General features: G+C 61.9%; 20 protein-coding genes. 7 read left to right on the top strand and 13 right to left on the bottom strand.

Features of this window, described 5'->3' with window-relative positions; all coding sequences use genetic code 11:
• Positions 1-71: 71 nt before the first annotated feature.
• Genes nagC through nagB form a run of 3 tightly spaced genes read right to left on the bottom strand, consistent with a single transcriptional unit; the run spans position 72 to position 3,246 of the window.
• Positions 72-1,286 carry a DNA-binding transcriptional regulator NagC gene (nagC, locus tag AACR77_RS07620; protein WP_010674096.1) on the bottom strand — a complete coding sequence of 405 codons (1,215 nt, stop codon included), beginning with the start codon at positions 1,284-1,286 and terminating at the stop codon, positions 72-74.
• A gap of 4 nt (positions 1,287-1,290) precedes the next feature.
• Positions 1,291-2,436: an N-acetylglucosamine-6-phosphate deacetylase gene (nagA, locus tag AACR77_RS07615; protein ID WP_042878134.1), complete on the bottom strand. Its 1,146-nt coding sequence runs from the start codon at positions 2,434-2,436 to the stop codon at positions 1,291-1,293.
• A 9-nt stretch (positions 2,437-2,445) separates the two neighbouring features.
• Positions 2,446-3,246 carry a glucosamine-6-phosphate deaminase gene (nagB, locus tag AACR77_RS07610; protein WP_010674098.1) on the bottom strand — a complete coding sequence of 267 codons (801 nt, stop codon included), beginning with the start codon at positions 3,244-3,246 and terminating at the stop codon, positions 2,446-2,448.
• A 272-nt stretch (positions 3,247-3,518) separates the two neighbouring features.
• Between nagB and nagE the strand changes: the two genes are divergently transcribed.
• The 3 genes from nagE to glnS all read left to right on the top strand — a co-directional run bounded on the left by nagE (position 3,519) and on the right by glnS (position 9,761).
• Positions 3,519-4,973 carry an N-acetylglucosamine-specific PTS transporter subunit IIBC gene (gene nagE / locus AACR77_RS07605; RefSeq protein ID WP_039039841.1) on the top strand — a complete coding sequence of 485 codons (1,455 nt, stop codon included), beginning with the start codon at positions 3,519-3,521 and terminating at the stop codon, positions 4,971-4,973.
• A 122-nt stretch (positions 4,974-5,095) separates the two neighbouring features.
• Entirely contained in the window at positions 5,096-7,759 is a 2,664-nt protein-coding gene (locus AACR77_RS07600) for a beta-N-acetylhexosaminidase (RefSeq protein ID WP_042878132.1), read from the top strand.
• A 340-nt stretch (positions 7,760-8,099) separates the two neighbouring features.
• The gene (gene glnS, locus AACR77_RS07595) at positions 8,100-9,761 is read left to right on the top strand and encodes a glutamine--tRNA ligase (protein WP_042878130.1); all 1,662 of its coding nucleotides are present in this window, start codon (positions 8,100-8,102) and stop codon (positions 9,759-9,761) included.
• 98 nt (positions 9,762-9,859) lie between these two features.
• Here glnS and fur read toward each other — a convergent pair whose 3' ends face one another.
• A complete protein-coding gene (fur, locus tag AACR77_RS07590; RefSeq protein ID WP_010674102.1) occupies positions 9,860-10,288 on the bottom strand; it encodes a ferric iron uptake transcriptional regulator in 429 nt (142 codons plus the stop codon).
• Positions 10,289-10,519: 231 nt separating this feature from the next.
• Between fur and AACR77_RS07585 the strand changes: the two genes are divergently transcribed.
• Positions 10,520-10,993, top strand: coding sequence for a DUF4442 domain-containing protein (locus AACR77_RS07585; protein WP_042878128.1), 474 nt, complete (start codon positions 10,520-10,522; stop codon positions 10,991-10,993).
• 68 nt (positions 10,994-11,061) lie between these two features.
• Here AACR77_RS07585 and fldA read toward each other — a convergent pair whose 3' ends face one another.
• Genes fldA through AACR77_RS07565 form a run of 4 tightly spaced genes read right to left on the bottom strand, consistent with a single transcriptional unit; the run spans position 11,062 to position 12,985 of the window.
• On the bottom strand, positions 11,062-11,586 hold the full coding sequence (gene fldA / locus AACR77_RS07580) for a flavodoxin FldA (RefSeq protein WP_010674104.1): 525 nt from the start codon (positions 11,584-11,586) through the stop codon (positions 11,062-11,064).
• A 40-nt stretch (positions 11,587-11,626) separates the two neighbouring features.
• Positions 11,627-11,923, bottom strand: coding sequence for a LexA regulated protein (gene ybfE / locus AACR77_RS07575; protein WP_005325670.1), 297 nt, complete (start codon positions 11,921-11,923; stop codon positions 11,627-11,629).
• A gap of 20 nt (positions 11,924-11,943) precedes the next feature.
• On the bottom strand, positions 11,944-12,165 hold the full coding sequence (locus tag AACR77_RS07570) for a DUF2788 domain-containing protein (RefSeq protein WP_010674106.1): 222 nt from the start codon (positions 12,163-12,165) through the stop codon (positions 11,944-11,946).
• Positions 12,166-12,220: 55 nt separating this feature from the next.
• Positions 12,221-12,985 carry an alpha/beta fold hydrolase gene (locus AACR77_RS07565; protein ID WP_042878126.1) on the bottom strand — a complete coding sequence of 255 codons (765 nt, stop codon included), beginning with the start codon at positions 12,983-12,985 and terminating at the stop codon, positions 12,221-12,223.
• 291 nt (positions 12,986-13,276) lie between these two features.
• Here AACR77_RS07565 and seqA point away from each other — a divergent pair, with 291 nt between their 5' ends.
• On the top strand, positions 13,277-13,786 hold the full coding sequence (gene seqA / locus AACR77_RS07560; protein WP_010674108.1) for a replication initiation negative regulator SeqA: 510 nt from the start codon (positions 13,277-13,279) through the stop codon (positions 13,784-13,786).
• Positions 13,787-13,839: 53 nt separating this feature from the next.
• Entirely contained in the window at positions 13,840-15,489 is a 1,650-nt protein-coding gene (gene pgm / locus AACR77_RS07555) for a phosphoglucomutase (alpha-D-glucose-1,6-bisphosphate-dependent) (RefSeq protein WP_010674109.1), read from the top strand.
• A 74-nt stretch (positions 15,490-15,563) separates the two neighbouring features.
• Here the strand turns inward: pgm and AACR77_RS07550 are convergent, their stop codons facing one another.
• Entirely contained in the window at positions 15,564-16,445 is an 882-nt protein-coding gene (locus AACR77_RS07550) for a DMT family transporter (protein WP_042878124.1), read from the bottom strand.
• Between the two features lie 94 nt (positions 16,446-16,539).
• Here AACR77_RS07550 and AACR77_RS07545 point away from each other — a divergent pair, with 94 nt between their 5' ends.
• Positions 16,540-17,022: a MarR family winged helix-turn-helix transcriptional regulator gene (locus AACR77_RS07545; protein ID WP_041212713.1), complete on the top strand. Its 483-nt coding sequence runs from the start codon at positions 16,540-16,542 to the stop codon at positions 17,020-17,022.
• A 44-nt stretch (positions 17,023-17,066) separates the two neighbouring features.
• On the opposite strand, the gene mltB is transcribed toward AACR77_RS07545, so the two are convergent.
• The 4 genes from mltB to AACR77_RS07525 form a co-directional block, all read right to left on the bottom strand.
• On the bottom strand, positions 17,067-18,164 hold the full coding sequence (gene mltB, locus AACR77_RS07540; RefSeq protein ID WP_042878123.1) for a lytic murein transglycosylase B: 1,098 nt from the start codon (positions 18,162-18,164) through the stop codon (positions 17,067-17,069).
• Positions 18,165-18,258: 94 nt separating this feature from the next.
• The gene (locus tag AACR77_RS07535) at positions 18,259-18,861 is read right to left on the bottom strand and encodes a CDP-alcohol phosphatidyltransferase family protein (RefSeq protein ID WP_042878120.1); all 603 of its coding nucleotides are present in this window, start codon (positions 18,859-18,861) and stop codon (positions 18,259-18,261) included.
• On the bottom strand, positions 18,854-19,516 hold the full coding sequence (locus AACR77_RS07530) for an ATP-binding cassette domain-containing protein (protein WP_042878118.1): 663 nt from the start codon (positions 19,514-19,516) through the stop codon (positions 18,854-18,856). Before AACR77_RS07530 ends, AACR77_RS07535 begins: the two co-directional genes overlap by 8 nt.
• Positions 19,517-19,520: 4 nt before the next feature.
• On the bottom strand, positions 19,521-20,596 hold a 1,076-nt coding region (locus tag AACR77_RS07525), incomplete at its 5' end, for an ABC transporter permease (protein WP_042878116.1).

The raw sequence follows: 20,596 nt of genomic DNA, 5'->3' as shown, positions 1-20,596 counted from the left end.
TAAACCGGCGAAAACAGACCATAAAAACACGGCAGCCACTGGCTGCCGTTTTCGTGTCCGAAGGGGTGGGCCTACTTCTGCTCCATGATGATCTGCAGCAGATCCCCTTCCAGCAGGGAGCGCTTGACCAGGGCGAAGCCGCCGATGGTGGGCTGGTTCTGGAAGCGCGCCTTCACGATGGGCAGGCCGCGATGGAAACTTGGCAGAGACTGGTGCTCGACACAGCGGCGGATGGCCGGGATCAGGATCTCTTCGGCGGCGGTGATTTCACCGGCGATGAGCACCTTCTGGGGGTTGAACAGGTTGACCGTGATGGCGATGGCGCGCCCCAGGTGCTCCCCCACGTTCTCGATCACGCTGCGGGCCAGCTCGTCACCGGCCACCGCCGCCTTGCACACCTCCTGGATGGTGATGTGCTTCTCCTGCAGCGAGCTCAGGTGGCCGCGGCTGATGAGCTCCTTCACCTTGTCGACGATGGCCTCGTTGGAGGCGATGGTCTCCAGGCAGCCGAAGTTGCCGCAGTGGCAGCGCTTGCCAAGGGGTTCGACCTGGATGTGGCCTATTTCGCCGACGTTGCGGTTCTGGCCAAGAAACACCTTGCCCTTGGTGATGATGCCCGAGCCCGTCCCCTGGTGGACACTCACCAGGATGGAGTCCATGCAGTCGCGGGACTCGCCGAAGAAGTGCTCGGCCAGCGCCAGCGAACGGGTGTCGTTGCCCACGTAGCAGGGGAGGTTGAAGTGGTGCTCCAGGAGCTTGGCGAGCCCCAGGTTGCGGATCTGGTAGGTGGGGGTGTAGATGACCATGCCGGATTCCGGGTTGACCAGACCCGGCATGGTCAGCGCGATGCTGATGAGGTTGCGGCTGCGATCCTGATTGGCGTCGATGAAGGCGCCAATCTCCCGCAGCAGCATGTCCACCACGGGTTGCTGCTCGATCTCGGTCACCTGGGTGATGTGCTGATCGAGCTCCTTGCCGTCGAGGTCATACAGGGAGAGCTGCAGGTAGCCGCGACCCAGCTTGGCGGACACAAACTGGAAGCGATGCTTGATGGTGGTCAGGGAGATGGCGCGGCGCCCGCCGGTGGAGGCTTGCGGCGAGGTTTCCCTGATGAGGCCGTGCTCGATCAGTTGCCGGGTTATCTTGGTCACGCTGGCCGGGGCCAGCTGACTCAACTCGGCAATTTTGACCCGCGAGATGGGCCCCTGCAGGTCAATGAGGCGATAGACGACCGCACTGTTTACCTGCTTGATAAGATCTACGTTTGCTATTTGTCCGCCAGTCATAGTGTCACTGTGTTGTGTAGTGTCCGTTAACCACGGTCCCGCAGACCGCGAAGGCCTGATCAAAGACGGTGAGGTTGGCAATTTTTCCGACCTGGATACTACCGAGACGCGAGTCCCATCCAATGGCGCGAGCGGGGTAAAGGGTGGCCATTCTCAGTGCTTCGTCGAGCGGCAATCCGACCTGTTTGACCAGATTTTCCACCCCTTCGATCATGGTGAGGGCGGAGCCGCCGAGTGTACCATTCTCATCGACGCACTGACCATCGCGGAAATAGACGGTTGCGCCGCAAAAATCAAATTTCTCAAAGCCTTCCGGTGCACCTGCCGCCGCCGTTGCATCGGTGACCAGCACCAGCCGCTCCCCCAGCATCCTGTGCGCCAGGCGCACGTTGGCCCAGTGTACGTGGTGGCCGTCGACGATGATGCCCGCATAGACATCCTTGCGATCGTAGATGGCACCGACCACGCCGGGCTCGCGACCATTCAGGGTCGGGGTCATGGCGTTGTAGAGGTGGGTGGCAAAGCGCATGCCGTTGTCAAAGCCCGCCATGGCCTGATCGTAGTTGGCGGCGGTGTGGCCGGCGGAGACCAGGATGCCGGCCTCCACCAGACGGCGGATGTGCTCGGGCTTGTTGCGCTCCGGCGCCAGGGTGATCTTGGCGATGGCGTCTGCGTTGTCGCAGAAGAAGTCGATCATCTCGTCGGCGGGCTGGCGGATCTGTTCGGCCGGGTGGATCCCCTTGCGCTTGAGGTTGGTGTAGGGCCCTTCCAGATGGACGCCAAGCACCTCGTTGGGGTGGGCGGCCATGTAGTCGCGGGTGACGGCGACGGCCTGCTTCATGTCCGCATCCGGGCTGGTGATCAGGGTCGGCAGGAAGCTGGTGGTCCCGGATTTCAGGTTGGCCGCCTGCATGGTGGCCAGGGTGTCCGTGGTGATGTGACCGTTGAACATGACGCCACCGCAGCCGTTGAGCTGGACGTCGATGAAGCCGGCGCTGAGGTTGGCGCCGTGGAGGTCAATCTGCTCGATGCCGGCAGGCAGTTCTGCCTGGCGGGAGATGGCGACAATCTTGTCGCCATCGATGACCACGCCATAACCGGTGAGCACGCAGCTGCCGGTGTAGAGAGTGCAATTAGTCAGAGCGTACATGGGAGCTCCTCAGAGGTGCTTGATATTGTCGGCTTCCAGTTGCTGGAAGTAGCGCACCGTCTTGACCTTCAACTCCATGGTGGAAGGTTCGTCGCACACCACAATCCCTTTCGGATGCAGTTGCAGGGTGGAGATGGTCCACATGTGGTTGACGCTGCCCTCCACGGTGGCCTGCAGGGCCTGGGCCTTGGCGTGACCGACCACCAGGATCAGGATCTCTTCGGCGTCCATCAGGGTGCCGACGCCCACGGTCAGGGCCAGCTTGGGCACCTGCTCCATGTCGCCGCCAAAGAAGCGGGAGTTGGCGATGCGGGTGTCTTCGGTCAGGGTCTTGACCCGGGTACGGGAAGCCAGGGAAGAGGCCGGTTCGTTGAAGGCGATGTGGCCGTCATTGCCGACGCCGCCCATGAACAGGTGGATTTTGCCGTAGGACTTGATCTTGTCTTCGTAGCGCTGGCACTCGGCCACCAGATCCTCGGCGTTGCCATTGAGGATGTTGATGTTTTCCGGGCGAATGTCCACGTGATTGAAGAAGTTGTTGTGCATGAAGCTGTGATAGCTCTCCGGATGTTCCTTGGGCAGCCCCACGTACTCGTCCATGTTGAAGGTGACCACGTTCTGGAAGCTCACCTCGCCGGCTTTATGCAGCTCAATCAGGCGCTTGTAGGTGTTGAGCGGGGTGCCGCCAGTGGGCAGACCCAGCACGAAGGGGCGCTCGGCAGTGGGTTTGAACGCATTGATGCGGTCAACGATGTAACGGGCAGACCAGAGACCCACCTGGCTGGCAGACTTCAACGGGATCAGGCGCATTTTATATACCTCAGTACGGTTGCCGCACAGGGAGTGACGGCAAGGGACCAGACACGGATTCAAGTTGTTTTATAGCGTAAATAAAGATTGCGAACTAAGCCACATCTATCGGCTACCTTTATCTCTGTTGAGTGATAATGATCACGAAAGCTGGTTTATTAATTTGCGCAGCGAAATAAAACACATAGACTGCCAATCAAGCCTTGATGGCTTATGCGTCGAACGTGATAAGCACTTAATTTCTAGAAAAACACCAACTAAGGAGAGGAACCGTGAACATTCTCGGTTATTTGCAAAAGATCGGCCGTGCCCTGATGGTGCCGGTAGCGGTATTGCCTGCCGCCGCGATCCTGATGGGGATTGGCTACTGGATTGACCCGAACGGTTGGGGTGGCGGAAGCCCTCTGGCTGCGTTTCTGATCAAGGCGGGCGCCGCCATCATCGACAGTATGCCCATTCTGTTCGCCGTCGGCGTCGCTTACGGTATGTCCAAGGATAAAGACGGTTCCGCCGCGCTGGCCGGTCTGGTCGGCTTCCTGGTGGTCACCACCCTGCTGAGCCCGGGCGCCGTGGCCCAGATCAAGGGCATCCCGGCCGACCAGGTGCCGGCAGCCTTTGCCAAGATCAGCAACCAGTTCGTCGGCATCCTGTGTGGTGTCATCGCCGCCGAGCTCTACAACCGCTTCAGCAGCGTGGAGCTGCACAAGGCGCTGGCCTTCTTCTCCGGTCGTCGTCTGGTGCCGATCGTGACCTCCGTGGTGATGATCGTGGTCTCCTTCATCCTGATGGCCGTCTGGCCGGTCATCTACGGTGGCCTGGTGAGCTTCGGTGAATCCATCGTCAGCATGGGCTCCACCGGTGCCGGCATCTACGCCTTCTTCAACCGTCTGCTGATCCCGGTCGGTCTGCACCACGCCCTGAACTCCGTGTTCTGGTTCGACGTGGCCGGCATCAACGACATCCCGAACTTCCTGGGTGGCCAGTCCTCCATCGACGCTGGCAAGGCTGTCGTGGGCGTGACCGGCATGTACCAGGCCGGCTTCTTCCCCATCATGATGTTCGGTCTGCCGGGTGCCGCACTGGCCATCTACCACAGCGCGAAGAAAGAGAACAAAGAGAAGGTTGCGTCCATCATGATCGCTGCCGCCTTTGCCGCCTTCTTCACCGGGGTGACCGAGCCGCTCGAGTTCTCCTTCATGTTCGTGGCGCCGGTACTGTACGTCATCCACGCCCTGCTGACCGGTATCTCCGTGTTCATCGCAGCCTCCATGCACTGGATCGCCGGTTTCGGCTTCAGCGCCGGTCTGGTGGATATGGTGCTCTCCAGCCGCAACCCGCTGGCGACCCAGTGGTACATGCTGCTGGTACAGGGTCTGGTCTTCTTCGGCCTCTACTACGTGGTCTTCCGCGCCGTGATCGCCAAGTTCAACCTGAAAACCCCGGGTCGTGAAGATGACGAAGCCGTGCCGGTACAGGCTCAAACCACCGACCGCACCGAGCTGGCCAAGCAGTATCTGGAAGTGCTGGGTGGTCAGGAGAACCTGGTGACCATCGATGCCTGCATCACCCGTCTGCGTCTGACCCTGAAAGACCGCAGCATCGTTGACGAGCGCAAGCTCAAAGCCCTGGGCGCGGCCGGTGTGGTCAAGCTCGGTGAGCAGAACCTGCAGGTGATTCTGGGCCCATTGGCCGAGATCATCGCCGGTGAGATGAAAGCCCTGCGTTAATCGAGCGACTCGCTCACCTCAAGTCTAAGTCCATTGTTGACATAACTAAGGGCCCCGCCTCGGGGCCCCATATAAAAAAAGCCAAGAAAATCCAACCTTTACTTCAAATGAGAGCAGCAGTTATGAACTTGAAACATTCTCTGTTAGCCATTGCCATGTCTACCGTTTTCGCCGGTCCCGCACTTGCAGCCGATGCTGCCAGGCAAGCCGTGGTCGACGCCCTCGCCAGCAACCTAGTTGTCAAGTACGAAGTCGTCACCAACGACGGTGCCGGCGCCGGTCTTGACTGCCAGGCGCTGGGCTCCGAGTGGGCGAGCTGCGGCGTTGCCAAGCTGCACCTGACCAATACCGGTGCCGACGTCACCTCCAAGGACTGGAGCATCTATGTCTCCTCCATCCGCCGCATCCAGCGGTTGGACAACGACCAGTTCACCATCACCCACCTGACCGGCGACCTCTATCGTTTGACGCCGACCGAGAAGTTCCAGGGCTTTGCCAAGGACGCCACGGTCGAGGTGCCCCTGGTGGTGGAATACTGGGTATTGTTCGAATCTGACATCATGCCGAACTGGTATGTCGCCAGTGAAGGGGCCGAGCCGAAAGTGCTGGCCAGCATGAGCAACATCGACGATGCCAGCACCTACGAGAAGCCGATGCCGGCCGATGGCTGGAAGCGCACCAAGGATGACAACAACATCCTGATGAACAGCGAGACCCGTTTCGCCGCGAACCAGACCAGTACCCTGCTGCCTGCCGGCAAGATTGACGACCGCATCCTGCCAAGCCCGATGAAGCAGGTGGTCAAGGCCGGCCCGCAAGTCGACTTCTCCACCATCAAGCTCAATGCCCTTGACCTGCCGAGCGATCGCGCCGAGGCCCTGAAGGCGCAACTGACCAAGCTGGGTGTTACCCTCTCCGACACCGGCTACCCGGTCACCATCAAGCTCGGCAGCAAGCTCAAGCAGGCCGAAGGCTACGACATGACCATCGGCAAGAAGGGCACCGTCATTCAGGGGCACGACGTTGACGGCGCCTTCTGGGGCGCCCAGTCCCTGATCTCTCTGCTGGGCGTTGACGACAAGCTGGTGAGCCAGATGAGCGTCGAGGATGCGCCGCGCTTTGAATACCGTGGCATGCAGACCGACGTGGCCCGTCACTTCAGAAGCCCGGAGACCATGAAGAAGCTGGTTGACCAGATGTCCGCCATGAAGCTCAACGTGCTGCACCTGGGGCTGACCAACGATGAAGGCTGGCGTCTGGAGATCCCGGGCCTGCCGGAGCTGACCGACGTCGGCAGCCAGCGTTGCCATGACGAGTCCGAAACCAAGTGCCTGATGCCGCAGCTTGGCTCCGGCCCCACCAGCGACAACCAGGGCTCCGGTTTCTACAGCAAGGCGGACTACATCGACCTGGTACGCTATGCCAAGGCCCGCGGTGTGACAGTGATCCCCGAGATCAACATGCCGGCCCACGCCCGTGCCGCCGTGGTCTCCATGGAGGCGCGCTACAAGCGTCTGATGAGCGAGGGCAAAGAAGCCGAGGCCAACCAGTTCCGTCTGACTGACCCGGCCGATACCTCCAACGTCACCTCGGTACAGTTCTACGACAAGATGTCCTTCATCAACCCCTGCCAGCCGGGTGCCGCCACCTTCGTTGCCAAGGTGATGGATGAAGTGGCCCAGATGCACCAGGCCGCCGGCCAGCCGCTGACCGCCTGGCACTACGGTGGTGACGAGGCGAAGAACATCATGCAGGGCGGTGGTTACCAGGATCCGGCCGTCACCAAGAAAGAAGATCTGGTGGCCTGGAAGGGCAACGTCGACTCCAGCAAGCAGGACAAGCCGTTCGGCAAGTCCCCCATGTGCCAGAAGATGATCGACGATGGCAAGATCAAGGACGTGGCCGAGCTGCCGGTCTACTTTGCCAAGGAAGTGAGCGAGATGGTCAAGGGCCACGGCTTCTCCACCCTGCAGGCGTGGGAAGATGGCCTGAAGTACGCCACGGATGCCAGCGTATTCGCCACCGACAAGACCCGGGTTAACTTCTGGGAAACCCTCTACTGGGGTGGCTTCAACGAGGCGATGAAGTGGGCGCACAAGGGTTATGACGTGGTGCTCTCCAACCCGGATTACCTCTACTTCGACTTCCCGAACGAGGTGCACCCGGCTGAGCGTGGCTACTACTGGGCAACCCGCTTCAACGACACCCGCAAGGTGTTTGCCTTCGCCCCGGAAAACCTGCCGCAGAACGCCGAGACCTCGGTTGACCGCGACGGCAACGCCTTCGTGGCCAAGGGTGACCAGGATCCGGTCAAGTTCAAGGGGATCTCCGGTCAGCAGTGGAGTGAAACCGTGCGCACCGATGCCCAGTACGAATACATGGTCTATCCGCGCATCTTCTCCGTGGCCGAGCGCGCCTGGCACAAGGGCGGCTTCGAGCTCGATTACGTGAAGGGTCGCGAGTTCTCCGGCACCACCAAGCATGTCAACAAGGCCACCCTGAACAAGGAGTGGAACCAGTTTGCCAACGTGCTGGGTCAGCGCGTACTGCCGAAACTGGACCAGGCCGGGGTGGAATATCGCCTCTCCGTACCGGGTGCCAAGGTGGTGAACGGTGTGCTGGAAGCGAACGTGGATCTGCCGGGTCTGCCCATCCAGTACAGCCTGGACGGCAAGAGCTGGAGCGCCTACGACGCTGCCGCCAAGCCGACCGTGGATGGCAAGGTCTACCTGCGTACCACCAGCTTCGATGGCAAGCGTACCAGCCGCGTCACCGAGCTGAACTGATAGCTCTCAATCCATAACGCAAGGTGGGTCGCAAGACCCGCCTTTCCCAAGGTCGATGGCCATCGGGTTTGGGAAAGGTTGACTCTGCGTGTGAACCTTTGTTGTGTGTGTGTTTTGTCTGTTTTTCATCGCTTGAGACCCCGCCCCGTGCGGGGCTTTTTTTGACCAGGATCTCTGCAATTTCTCCCGTTTCGCCGTTTTTGGTGCGCCAATGACCCGAATTGGCCAAATTCAGGTTGAGGCAGGGCGCGTAATGAGGGATCATACCCGGCTTGACGGCGGGGGTATGAGGGTGCCAGCCGGCACAACGTCCGCCAGTGACGCATTTTTGAGGTGAGCCATGAGTCAGGCGAACAGCCCAACTAACTTTATTCGTCAGATCATTGATGAAGATCTGGCCAGCGGTAAGCACAGCAGCGTGCATACCCGTTTCCCGCCGGAGCCGAACGGTTATCTCCATATCGGCCACGCCAAATCCATCTGCCTGAACTTCGGCATCGCCCGCGACTATCAGGGTCAGTGCAACCTGCGTTTCGATGACACCAACCCGGCGAAGGAAGACATCGAGTTCGTGGAGTCCATCAAGCAGGACGTCCAGTGGCTGGGCTTCCAGTGGAGCGGCGAGATCTGCTACTCCTCCGACTATTTCCACAAGCTGCACGGCTACGCCATCGAGCTCATCGAGAAGGGACTGGCCTATGTGGACGAGCTCTCCCCGGAGCAGATGCGTGAATACCGCGGCACCCTGACTGCCCCTGGCAAGAACAGCCCGTTCCGCGATCGCAGCGTGGAAGAGAACCTGGCCCTGTTCGCCAAGATGAAAAACGGTGAGATGGCCGAAGGGAGCGCCTGCCTGCGCGCCAAGATCGACATGGCATCCCCCTTCATGGTGATGCGCGATCCCGTCATCTATCGCATCAAGTTTGCCCACCACCACCAGACCGGTGACGAGTGGTGCATCTACCCGATGTATGACTTCACCCATTGCATCTCGGACGCCCTGGAGGGGATCACCCACTCCCTGTGTACCCTGGAGTTCCAGGACAACCGTCGCCTGTATGACTGGGTGCTGGACAACATCAGCATCGACTGTCACCCCCGTCAGTACGAGTTCTCCCGTCTGAACCTCGAATACACCGTCATGTCCAAGCGCAAGCTGAACCTGCTGGTGACCGAGGGGCACGTGAACGGCTGGGATGATCCGCGCATGCTGACCGTCTCCGGTCTGCGCCGCCGTGGTTACACCCCGGCCTCCATCCGCGAGTTCTGCAAGCGCATCGGCGTGACCAAGCAGGACAACATCGTCGAGATGAGCATGCTGGAAGCCTGCATCCGCGACGATCTCAACGAGAACGCCCCGCGCGCCATGGCCGTGCTGCACCCGGTGAAGGTGGTGATCGAGAACCTGGCGGCGGACGAGGTGCTGACGGCGCCTGCGCACCCGAACAAGCCGGAGATGGGGACCCGTGAGCTGCATTTCTCCCGCGAAATCTTCATCGACGAGGCGGACTTCAAAGAGGAAGCCAACAAGCAGTTCAAGCGACTGGTGCTGGGCAAGGAAGTGCGCCTGCGCAACGCCTACGTCATCAAGGCCGAGCGGGTCGAGAAGGATGCGGACGGCAAGGTCACCTGCATCTACTGCTCTTACGACCCCGAGACCCTGGGCAAGGATCCGGCGGACGGTCGCAAGGTGAAAGGGGTGATCCACTGGGTCAGCGCCACTCACTCCCTGCCGGCCGAAGTGCGTCTCTATGACCGTCTGTTCAAGGTGCCGAACCCGGGCGCCGAGGATGACTTCGAAGCGGCTCTGAATCCGGAATCCCTGGTGATCATCGAAGGGGCCCGGGTGGAAGCTTCCCTGAAGGATGCCAAGCCGGAGTTTGCCTACCAGTTCGAGCGTGAAGGTTACTTCTGCGCCGACAACAAGCTCTCCAGCGCCGAGCGCCTGGTGTTCAACCGCACCGTGGCCCTGCGTGACGTCTGGGGCAAGGCCGAGGTCTGATAGAAAGGGCAGGGGAAACCCTGCCGCTTCTGGTCCGGATTGCGGACACAAAAAAGCCAGCATGATGCTGGCTTTTTTATTGCGCCGACCCGGCCGAATCAATCGTCGTGCTTGCAGTCACCGTTGGCGCAGTGGCCATACAGGTAAAGGCTGTGGTTGGTCAGGCGGATGTTGTGCGCCTTGGCGATGTCGCGCTGGCGCTGTTCGATCACCTCGTCGGAGAACTCGATCACCTTGCCGCAGTCGAGGCAGACCAGGTGGTCGTGGTGCTCCTGGGTGGCCAGCTCGAACACCGACTTGCCCCCTTCGAAATGGTGACGGGTGACGATACCGGCATCATCAAACTGGTTGAGAACGCGATAAACGGTAGCGAGACCAATCTCCTCGCCCTGATCGATCAGCCGTTTGTACAGATCTTCCGCACTGGTGTGCTGGCAGTCCGGCTGTTGCAGGATTTCCAGGATCTTGACACGGGGCAAGGTGATCTTGAGCCCGGCCTTTTTTAACGCTTGGTTGTTGTCTGCCATTTCTATTTATTCGCATTCTCGAAGGTGTGGTTATTCTGATTGACTGCCGCTGTAATGGCAACCACGAACTCGCTTGGCCTGTCATTATAGGTCGTAGCCAAGTTAAAAATAAACCCAGCAATTCAAGGGCTTTAGCTCATCAAGCCCGTTATGGGAATATTCAGGCCCGCTTGCTCGACCGGAGAATGTTGATACTATGTGACTTCTTTATAGTCTGGTCGGATGAGATCCATGGATTGGCTTTTCGGCAATGCCGCCTGGGTGCGCTGCGCCCTCAACGCCTGGCCCCCCTTCTGGGGTGCTGGCATCAAGATAGAAACCCTGAGCCCCGATTTTCGCTTCTGCCGGGTCACTCTCAAGTCCCGCTGGTGGAACAAGAATGCCAACCGGACCCAGTTCGGTGGCAGCATGTTCGCCATGACGGATCCCATCTACCCGTTGATGCTGATGGGCTATTTCAAGAACCGCTACTACGTGTGGGACAAGGCGGGCAGCATCAATTTCATCAAGCCGGGCAAGGGCAAACTGGTGGCGGAGTTCACCCTGAGCGACGCCAAGCTGGCATCGATCGTGGCGGCGACCGAGGGGGGAGACAAGCACTTTCCCGAGTTCGAGGTGCAGGTGCAGGATGGCCAGGGCGAGCTGGTGGCCCAGGTGAAGCGCACCCTCTATGTCAGATCCAAGCCCCAGCACAGGGGGGGCTGAATGCCTGCTGCAGATGCAACAAGGGCCCCGTCGGGGCCCTTGTTGCATGAAGAGGGAGGGAGATCAGATCACTCCAGCTCACCCAGGCACATCTCTTCGTGCAACTGTTTGCACCAGCCCTTGACGCGCTCGGCGGTCAGCTCCGGCTGGCGATCTTCGTCGATGCCCAGGCCCACGAAGTGCTTGTCATCCACCAGCGCCTTGGAGGCTTCGAACTCGTAGCTCGCGGTCGGCCAGTGGCCGATGATGATGGCGCCCTTGGCTTCGACGATGTCACGCAGGGTGCCCATGGCGTCGAGGAAGTACTCGGCATAGTCTTCCTGATCGCCGCATCCGAAGATGGCCACCAGCTTGTTGTTGAAGTCGATCTCTTCGAGCTCGGGGAAGAAGTCGTCCCAATCGGCCTGGGCTTCGCCGTAGTACCAAGTCGGGATGCCGAACATCAGCAGATCGAAGCTGTCGATGTCGGCCTTGCTGCTCTTGGCAATGTCACGGACTTCAATCAGTTGTTTGCCCAGTTCTTTCTGGATCATCTTGGCGACAGCTTCGGTATTACCGGTATCGCTGCCGAAAAACAGACCTACACTAGCCATAGTGTTTCGTTACCCGTATCTGGTGTTGATGCTTGACGGTTCAGATTGCGATGCCTGCTGCATGAGCAGACTCGATCTGTTGCTTCAGGATAGATTGGATCAGCTCGGCTCGGCTGACGTTCTGTTGCAGCGCAAGTTGGTTCAGGCGCTCCAGCAACTCGGCTTCCACCTTTAACTCGACCCGTTTCAGCCCGTTCTCACGATCGCGCTTGAGCTGGTTGCGCTTGTTGATCTTGAGCTGGGTCTCGCGGGGGAGTGGATTGGTCTTTGGCCTGCCGGGGCGCTTCTCAGTTGCGAACAGATCCAGTGTTGTTCGATCAGTTTGCTGTTTGGCCATACATCACAGATGAAAAGTAGTTAGCCGATCCCTGAGCCTTCCCAGCCCATTTCGATCAGCCCCTTGGCGACAAAACCCGCGCAACCCAGAAACAGCACCAGCCAGACGATGAAGCGGCCGAAGCGGGGCACATTGCCCCGTTTGAGCACGTCCTGAATGGCCAGACCAATCAGCAGGAAGATGGCCACGAAGAACAGTTTCAGGCCCAGACTCTCGATGAGATCGATGTGTTCACTCAGCATGGATTGCGCGCACTCCTTAAGACGGGCGCACTATATCACAAAGGATTTGAAACTGTTAACCGCCTGTCGACAGGAAATCCACAACCAGTTTGTTGAACAAAACCGGCTTTTCCGCGTGCAGCCAGTGACCCGTGCCGGCGATGACGCGGGCCTTGGCAGCCGGGAACTGGGCCATTGCGGCCCCGGTGTATTCGGGCAGCATATAGTCGGAGTCGCCCCCCTTGATGAAGAGTGTCGCGCCTTCGAAGCGGCGTTCATCGTCGGGCCAGCCCATGATGTTGGCGTAGTTGCGCTCAAGGGCCGGCACGTTGAAACGCCACCCCCATCCAGACTCCCCTTTGGCGAAGGATTTGAGCAGGAACTGGCGCACCCCGGCGATCTCGATGTGCTCGGCCAGCATGGCTTCCGCCTCGCTGCGGCTCTGGGGGGGCGTGGCCAGCGTGGCATTGAGCCCGGCAAACACGTTCTTGTGGCGGGCGTGGGGATAGGCCACCGGGGCGATGTCCGCCACTACCAGCTTGCTGACCCTGTGAGGGGCCTGCTTGGCGACCTGCATGGCGACCTTGCCCCCCATGGAGTGGCCCACCAGGGCCACCTGCTCAAGTCCAAGATGGTCCAGCAGGGCCAGGATGTCCGCCGCCTGAGCCGGGTAGCTCATCTCGTCCGAGTGAAAGGAGGCACCGTGATTGCGCAGATCGACGCTGATGACCCGGTATTGTTCGCTGAGGGGGCGCGCCAGCAGGCCGAGGTTGTCCAGGCTGCCAAAGAGGCCATGGATCAGCACGACAGTCGGGCCTTCGCCCTGTTCCTTGAAGTTCAATCGTGGGTATTGTTGCAAAATGACACCTTATCGGTCGTGGGCTCTATCGCCATAATTTTTAACACACTGAAAGAAAAGGATTTCATTCCTGGTGGGGGGATTTTTTTGTGGTTTTTTTTCAAAAATATCTCCCCGGGATCGGCTATCAGTGCGGGGGATCACACACTTGGCCCGTCATTATGCCGTATTCTCAAGGAGATTCATGCACATCTGTCCGCCCCTTGCTTGGGCTGCCGGGTCTGCCTATGTATAATCGCCGCATCCGAATTTCGACGAGTCCAGCGCATCCCTATGAAAACCATCGAGCTTGATGACGATCTCTACTTCTTTATCGCGAGCCAGACCCGGCACATCGGCGAGAGTGCGTCCGATATCCTGCGTCGCCTGCTGGAGCAACCCGCCCAGGCTGGCACGGCAACCGTGGCGGCCGCGCCTGCGATGCAACCGCAACCCGTGGCCGATGCCATGGGGCTGGAGGCACTGCTGGATTCCGGCGAGCTTCAGAAAGAAGAGAAGTCCATCAACCGCTTCATGCTGGTATTGAGCACCCTCTATCGGGACAACCCGGAAGGCTTCACCCAGGCGACCGAGATAAAAGGGCGCAAGCGCGTCTACTTCTCCCGTGACCCGGAAGCGCTGCGTGCCAGTGGCAGCACCACCAAGCCCAAGCCGGTACCGGAGACCCCGTTCTGGGTGATCACCAATACCAATACCAGCCGCAAGCAGAACATGGTGGCCCAGCTCATGAACAGCATGGGTTATGACGAGGATCTGACGGCTCGGGTGTGCGGCGCCGTTTAACCCATCAATGACTTCAGGCCTTGCCGGGCAAGGCTCAGCTCAAGGAAAACGCCATGGCACAGCATTCCCACGCCGGTCAGCCGGCTCGTCTTTGCGATCTGACCAACATTCCCCGTCTGGTCAGCGCCTACTACCTCAACAAGCCGGACATGAGCCGCCCTGAGCAGCGGGTCGCCTTCGGCACCTCCGGTCACCGCGGCAGCGCCCTGCACAGCGCCTTCACCGAATCCCACATTCTGGCGGTGACCCAGGCGCTGGTGGAGTACCGCCAGCAGGCCGGTATCACGGGGCCGCTGTTCGTCGGCATGGATACCCATGCCCTGTCTGAATCCGCCTTTGCCAGCGCGGTGGAAGTGCTGGCGGCCAACGGTGTTGAGACCCGCATTCAGGCCGGCCTCGGCTTCACGCCGACCCCGGTCATCTCCCATGCCATCCTGCGCCACAACGCAGGCAAACCCGTGGCGCAGGCGGACGGCGTGGTGATCACCCCGTCCCACAACCCGCCGGAAGATGGTGGCTTCAAATACAACCCGCCCCACGGCGGTCCTGCCGAAGGCGAGATCACCAAGTGGGTGGAAGACCGCGCCAACGCGATCCTGGAAGCGGGCCTGGCCGGCGTGAAGCGGATGCCGTTTGCCGAGGCCCTCAAGAGCCCGTTCGTGGTGGAACACGACTATGTCACCCCTTATGTGGATGATCTCGAGAACGTGCTGGATCTGGCCGCCATCAAGCAGGCTGGCATCAAGATCGGCGTGGATCCGCTGGGTGGCTCCGGCGTCGCCTACTGGGACGTCATCGCCAGGCGCTACGGTCTGGACATCGAGGTGGTGAACTACAAGGTCGACCCGACCTTCTCCTTCATGACCCTGGACAAAGACGGCAAGATCCGGATGGACTGTTCCAGCCCGTTCGCGATGGCGAGCCTGATTGCCCTGAAAGACAAGTTCGACATCGCCCTTGGCAATGACCCTGACTACGACCGTCACGGCATCGTCACCAAGGCGGGCCTGATGAACCCGAACCACTATCTGGCGGTGGCCATCCAGTATCTGTTCACCCACAGAACCGGCTGGCCCAAGGGGGCGGCCGTCGGCAAGACGCTGGTCTCCTCTTCCATGATCGACCGGGTGGCCGGCGAGATCGGTCGCACCCTCAAAGAGGTGCCGGTCGGCTTCAAGTGGTTCGTGGACGGTCTCTACAGCGGCGAGTTCGGCTTTGGCGGCGAGGAGAGCGCGGGTGCCTCCTTCCTGCGCAAGGACGGTACCGTCTGGACCACCGACAAGGATGGCTTCATCCTGGCGCTGCTGGCGGCCGAGATCCTGGCGGTGACCGGCAAGGATCCCCAGGCCCACTATGATGCGCTCGAAGCCAGATTCGGCCGCTCCAGCTACCGCCGCATCGATGCTCCGGCCAACAGCGCCCAGAAGGCGGTGCTCTCCAAGCTGGATCCGGCCCTGGTGGAAGCCTCCACCCTGGCTGGTGAGCCCATCCTCGCCAAGCTGACCAAGGCGCCTGGCAACGATGCCGCCATCGGCGGCCTGAAAGTGGTGACCGAGAACGGCTGGTTCGCGGCGCGCCCCTCCGGTACCGAGTCCATCTACAAGATCTACATGGAGAGCTTCAAGGGGGAGGCGCACCTGGACCTCATCCAGCAGGAAGCCCAGCAGATCGTCTCCGCCGCCCTGGCCAAGGCCGGGGTCTGACCCTCACGGCAACAACCCATGTGAAAGAGGAGCCCTGGTGGCTCCTCTTCTTTTTGTGTCGGGTTGACTGCGGATCAGCCGTTGTCGACGCTGCCGGTGGCGGCCTTGCGGTTCTGCCAGCGCTTGAGGAAGGGGCGGGCCGGCAGCTTCATCAGGAAGAGAGAGAGCAGGATGATGCCGATGCCGAGCCACTGACGGCCATCCAGGGTTTCTCCCACCATTAGCACACCGCAGGAGACCGCCACCATGGGGTTGGTGAGGGCCAGCATCCCCATCACCTCCGGGCCATGGCGTTTGAGTCCCCAGAGCCAGGCCCAGTAGGCCAGGGCCGTGTTGAGGATCACCAGCCAGATAAGCCCGGGAGTGGCGTCAGCCCGGGGCAGGGGCATGGGGCCGGCCAGCCACCAGGCCAGCGGGATCAGCATCAGGCCGCCCAGCAGCAGCTGCCAGGCGGTCAGGGCCAGCAGATCATCCACCGGCCAGCGTTGCATCCAGCGGCTCGACTGGCCGATGAGCAGGGTGGCGAGCAGGGCGCACGCCACGCCGACGGGATCCAGATTGGCAGAGGGATTGAGCAGCAAGAGCACCCCGACGAGCCCCATCACCCCCAGCAACAGCCACTTGATCGTCGGTCTGACACCGTCTTGCAGCCAGGCCAGCCCCATCAGGATGAGGGGCAGCGTCGCTCCCAACGTACCCGCCACGGCGCCGGGCAGGCGAAACGCCGCCACGAACAGCAGGGCGAAGAAGGCGGTGATGTTGCAAAACGCCAGCAGGAACTGCCTGCTCCAGACGAGAGGCGGCCTGCGGGGATGGAGCAACAGCAGCAGCACCCCGGCGGGGAGGGCGCGCCACACGGCCACCCAGTAGGGGGAGTAGTCGGTCAGGTAGAGACTGACGACGGCATAGGTGCTGCCCCAGAGCAGGGGGGCGAGCAGGGCGATCAGCAGCGGCATGGTTATCTCGCAAAAAAGTATCTTTAAGTAAAGATACATTAGCCGCGAGTTGGTTTATTATCAAGTATCTTCATGTAGAGATAATGGAGCCCGAATGGAGAGTGATCATGTAGATCAGCTGCTGGCCCAGTGGGCCCGGCAGCGCCCGGACCTCGACTGCACCCCCATGGGGGTGCTGGGGCGGGTGGCGCGCATGGCGGCGATCGCCGGGCGCGAAGTGAGCGAGACCCTCAAGGAGTGCGGTCTGCTGGGGTCCGATTTCGATATCCTGGCGACCCTGCGTCGGGCCGGCGAGCCGCTGACCCCGACTGCGCTCTACCAGTCCGCCATGCTGAGTTCAGGGGCCATGACGGCCCGGCTCGACAAGCTGGAGCAGCGTGGCCTGATAAGACGTGAAGCCTCCCCCGATGACAGGCGCAGCCTGCTGGTCTGCCTGACGGCGCCGGGGCGGGAGCTGGTTGACCATGCGGTGGAACAGCACGTGGCGAACGAGCGCCGCCTGCTGGCCCCATTGACCTTGGCCGAACAGGAGCTGCTGGCCGCCCTGCTCAAGCGCTGGTTGCTGGAGAACGAATAAAAAAACGGGCCTGCGGGCCCGTTTTCGTTGGCATTGAGGCTGACTCAGTAGCCGCCTCTGGCATCCCTGACGGCAAGGCCAAGCTGCCATACCGCCATGGCGTAGTGGGTGCTGTGGTTGTAGCGGGTGATGGCGTAGAAGTTGGGCAGGCCGTACCAGTACTGGTAACCGGTGCCGACATCCAGACGCAGCAGGCTCGCCTCCTTGTGGTTGCCCAGATTGCCGGTGGGAGTCAGCCCGGCACCGCGCAGGGTGGCCACCGGGTAGCGGGTCTGGAAGCCGTGCTCATAGCCCGGCAGCTGTCCCTGGCCGCGTACTGCCACCGGCTGCCCTTTCTCCCAGCCGTGGGCCTTGAAGTAGTTGGCCACGCTGCCGATGGCATCCACCGGATCCCACAGGTTGGTGTGGCCGTTGCCGTTGAAGTCCACCGCGTAGTTGCGAAAACTCGACGGCATGAACTGGCCGTAGCCCATGGCCCCGGCATAGGAGCCCTTGGGTTCGGTGGGATCCATCCCTTCATCCCGGGTCATCACCAGGAAGGCTTCCAGCTCGCCGGTGAAGAAGTCGGCGCGGCGCGGGTAGTCAAATGCCAGGGTCGCCAGGGCGTCGAGAATGCGCGTCTTGCCCATCACCCGACCCCAGCGGGTCTCCACCCCGATGATGCCGACGATGATCTCGGGTGGCACCCCGTAGATCTGCTGCGCCCGGTTGAGTTCACTCTCGTATTCACGCCAGAAGTTGACGCCGTTCTGTACGTTGTCCGGGGTGATGAACTTGGCGCGGTAGCGGTTCCAGGCGCCGGTCGGACCGGTGGGCGGTCTGGTGGTAGGGGCCTGGGCGTCCATCAGCTTGATGATCCAGTCATAACGCTCGGCCTGGGCCAGTACCCGGTGCAGCTCGGCGCTGTCGAAGCCGTGCTTTTGCACCATCCGCTGCACGAAGTTGTCCACGTTGGAACGATTGGCGAAGTCCCCCTTGCTGACCCCGGGCTGGCTCACCTGTCCGTAGAAGGGTTTGCTCGGCGGCGTCTGGTTGATGAAGGCGCTGTTGGGCTGGGGTTTGACCACGGGCTTGGGCGCCGGCGTGCTGCTGCAGCCGTAGATCAGGGGAAACAGGGAGAGGACACAGACAAGGCGACGCATAGGGTTCTCGTGAGCCTGAAAAAGAGTGCCGTCATGGTAAAACATTGGCGTGCAGGCGCAAGTGCTCCGTGCCGGCGTGCCCCCCGGGATCCCGTCAGCGCAGGGTGTGGTAGCCGCTCCAGATCCGGGTCAGGGTCGTGATGGCACAGAGCAGGGCGAAACCGAAGGCCAGTGGCACGAAGGCGGCGGGCCAGAGGCACATGAGCACGAAGAGGACGATGGTTTCGCTCCCCTCGGTGAGCCCGCCCAGATAGTAGAGGGATTTGTGGTGGTAGACGGGGCTCTCGATGCCCCGCTTGCCCGCCATGATGGCAAAGGCCAGAAAGCTCGATCCCGTGCCCATGAAGGCGAACAGCAGGGTGGCGGCGGCCAGGGCGTTGGCCGGGTCGGCGAGGGCAAAGCCCAGCACCACGGCGGCGTAGAAGATGAAATCCAGCGTGATGTCGAGAAACCCGCCGCAGTCGGTGATGCCCGTTTCCCGCGCCACGGCGCCATCCAGCCCGTCCAGCAGCCGGTTGAGCAGAATCGCCGCCAACGCCCACTGATAGCAGCCAAATGCCAGCAGCGGCAGCGCCAGCATGCCGATGAGAAAGCCGGCGAGACTCACCTGGTTGGCGCTCACCCCGGCCCGGCACAGGGGGCGGGCGAGCGCGGCGAGGGGGCGGCGGATAACCGGGATCAGGTGGCGATCAAACAAGGTGGTGCTCCTCTTCTGGGATGGCTGGGGGGATCAGCTGCAAGATGGTACCCGGCGCATCCTCTTCGTCGTGGGTCACCAGCAGGGCGGGGATGGCCTGCGTGCGCAGGCGCTCGAACACCAGGGTTCTGAATGCCGCCCGCAGCGGCTTGTCGAGGCGGGAGAAGGGCTCGTCCAGCAACAATGCCCTGGGCTCGGCCAGCAGGGCACGCAGCAGGCTGACGCGGGCTTTCTGGCCGCCGGAGAGCGCCCCGGGCAGCTTGTCCGCCTGAGCCTCCAGCCCGACCTCGGTCAGCGCCTCGCGGGCCCGGGTCTGCCTTGCCGCCATCCCCTTGAGATGCGCCGGCATGCCGAACATCAGATTTTCGGACACCGTCAGGTGGGCAAACAGCAGGTCATCCTGAAACAGGATGCCGACCCCCCTCTCCTGGGGGGGCAGCGGGGTGAGGCGATGTGTGCCGAGCAGGATGTCCCCGGTCAGCCGGATGGGGCCCCCGGGTGGCAGCACTCCCGCCAGGGCCGCCAGCAGGGAGCTCTTGCCACAGCCGCTCGGTCCCATCAAGGTGAGCACCTCGCCCGGGGCCACCCTGAGGGGGGGGAGCGTCAGCAGGGGGGCGCCGTCGAGGAAGAGGGTGAGTGCGGAGGTATGCAGCATCGGGTCAGGGCCTCAGGGCGGGGTTGATGCGCCGCGGCAGCCAGAGCGCCAGGGCATAGATGAAAAGGGGCAACAGCAGTTGCAGCAGGCCGTAGAGCCCCGCCAGCCGTCGGTTGAGGCCGCTGCCGATGGCCACCGCCTCCGTGGTGATGGTGACGACCCGCCCGCCCCCGAACAGCAGGGTCGGCAGGTATTGAGCCAGGCTCACCGCCGCCCCGACACCGAAGGCGAACAGCAGGGGACGGGCGAGCAGGGGACCCTTGACTCGCCACCAGGCCCCCCAGGGGCTGGCCCCGAGCGTGAGGGCCACCCGGGTGAGGCGCTCGTCGAACTGGCGATAGGGGCCGTGCAGGCAGAGATAGACGTATGGAAAGACGAAGATCAACTGGCTCCAGAGTACCCAGCCAGGGCCTATGCCAGTGAAGCCCAGCCCGTCGGTCTGAAGGCGCAATCCAAACAGCAGGCTGGCCTGGGGCAGCAGCAGAGGGAGGCAGACAAGCCAGAGGGTGCGTGTGGCGCGGCGCGCAGGCAACGCCTCGAGGCAGAGCACCGTCAGCAGCAGGGAGAGCGCGGCGCAGAGCAGGGCCAGCCACAGACTCTGCCACAGCAGCGGGCCCAGGCTCGGCAGCAGAGCCAGCCAGTGGTGACTGCTCCATTCGCTCGGCCAGAGGGCGGGAAAAGACCAGCGCCGGGTCAGGGACCAGAGCAGCAGGGCGGCGAGCACCAGCAGATTGGTCAGGAGCAGCCCCCACACGCCGATGCGGGCAATGAGTGCGGGCCAGGGCGAGGCGGGGGCGCGTCGCCCATCCAGCCAGCGTGCCTTGCCGAGGGTGAGGTGGGCCCGCTCCAGCAGCCTGAGGGCGCCAAGCAGCAGCAGGTTGAGGGCGAGCAGCAAGAGGGCGCCGCTGGCACTGGTGCCGCGCCAGGCGGGGTCGGCATCCTGATACCAGAGCCAGAGTCGCACCGCAAGGGGCGGCGGGGCATCCGGCCCCAGCAGCAGGGCGAGATCCACCACCGCCAGACCATAGGCGGCCACCGCGTAGAGGGGCAGTCGCAGGGCGGGCCAGAGGGCGGGCAGCA

Origin of the sequence: Aeromonas sp. ZOR0002 (genome assembly GCF_963866995.1) — a bacterium.
Lineage (GTDB): Bacteria > Pseudomonadota > Gammaproteobacteria > Enterobacterales > Aeromonadaceae > Aeromonas > Aeromonas caviae.
This window is presented reverse-complemented; position numbering and strand designations above follow the sequence as displayed.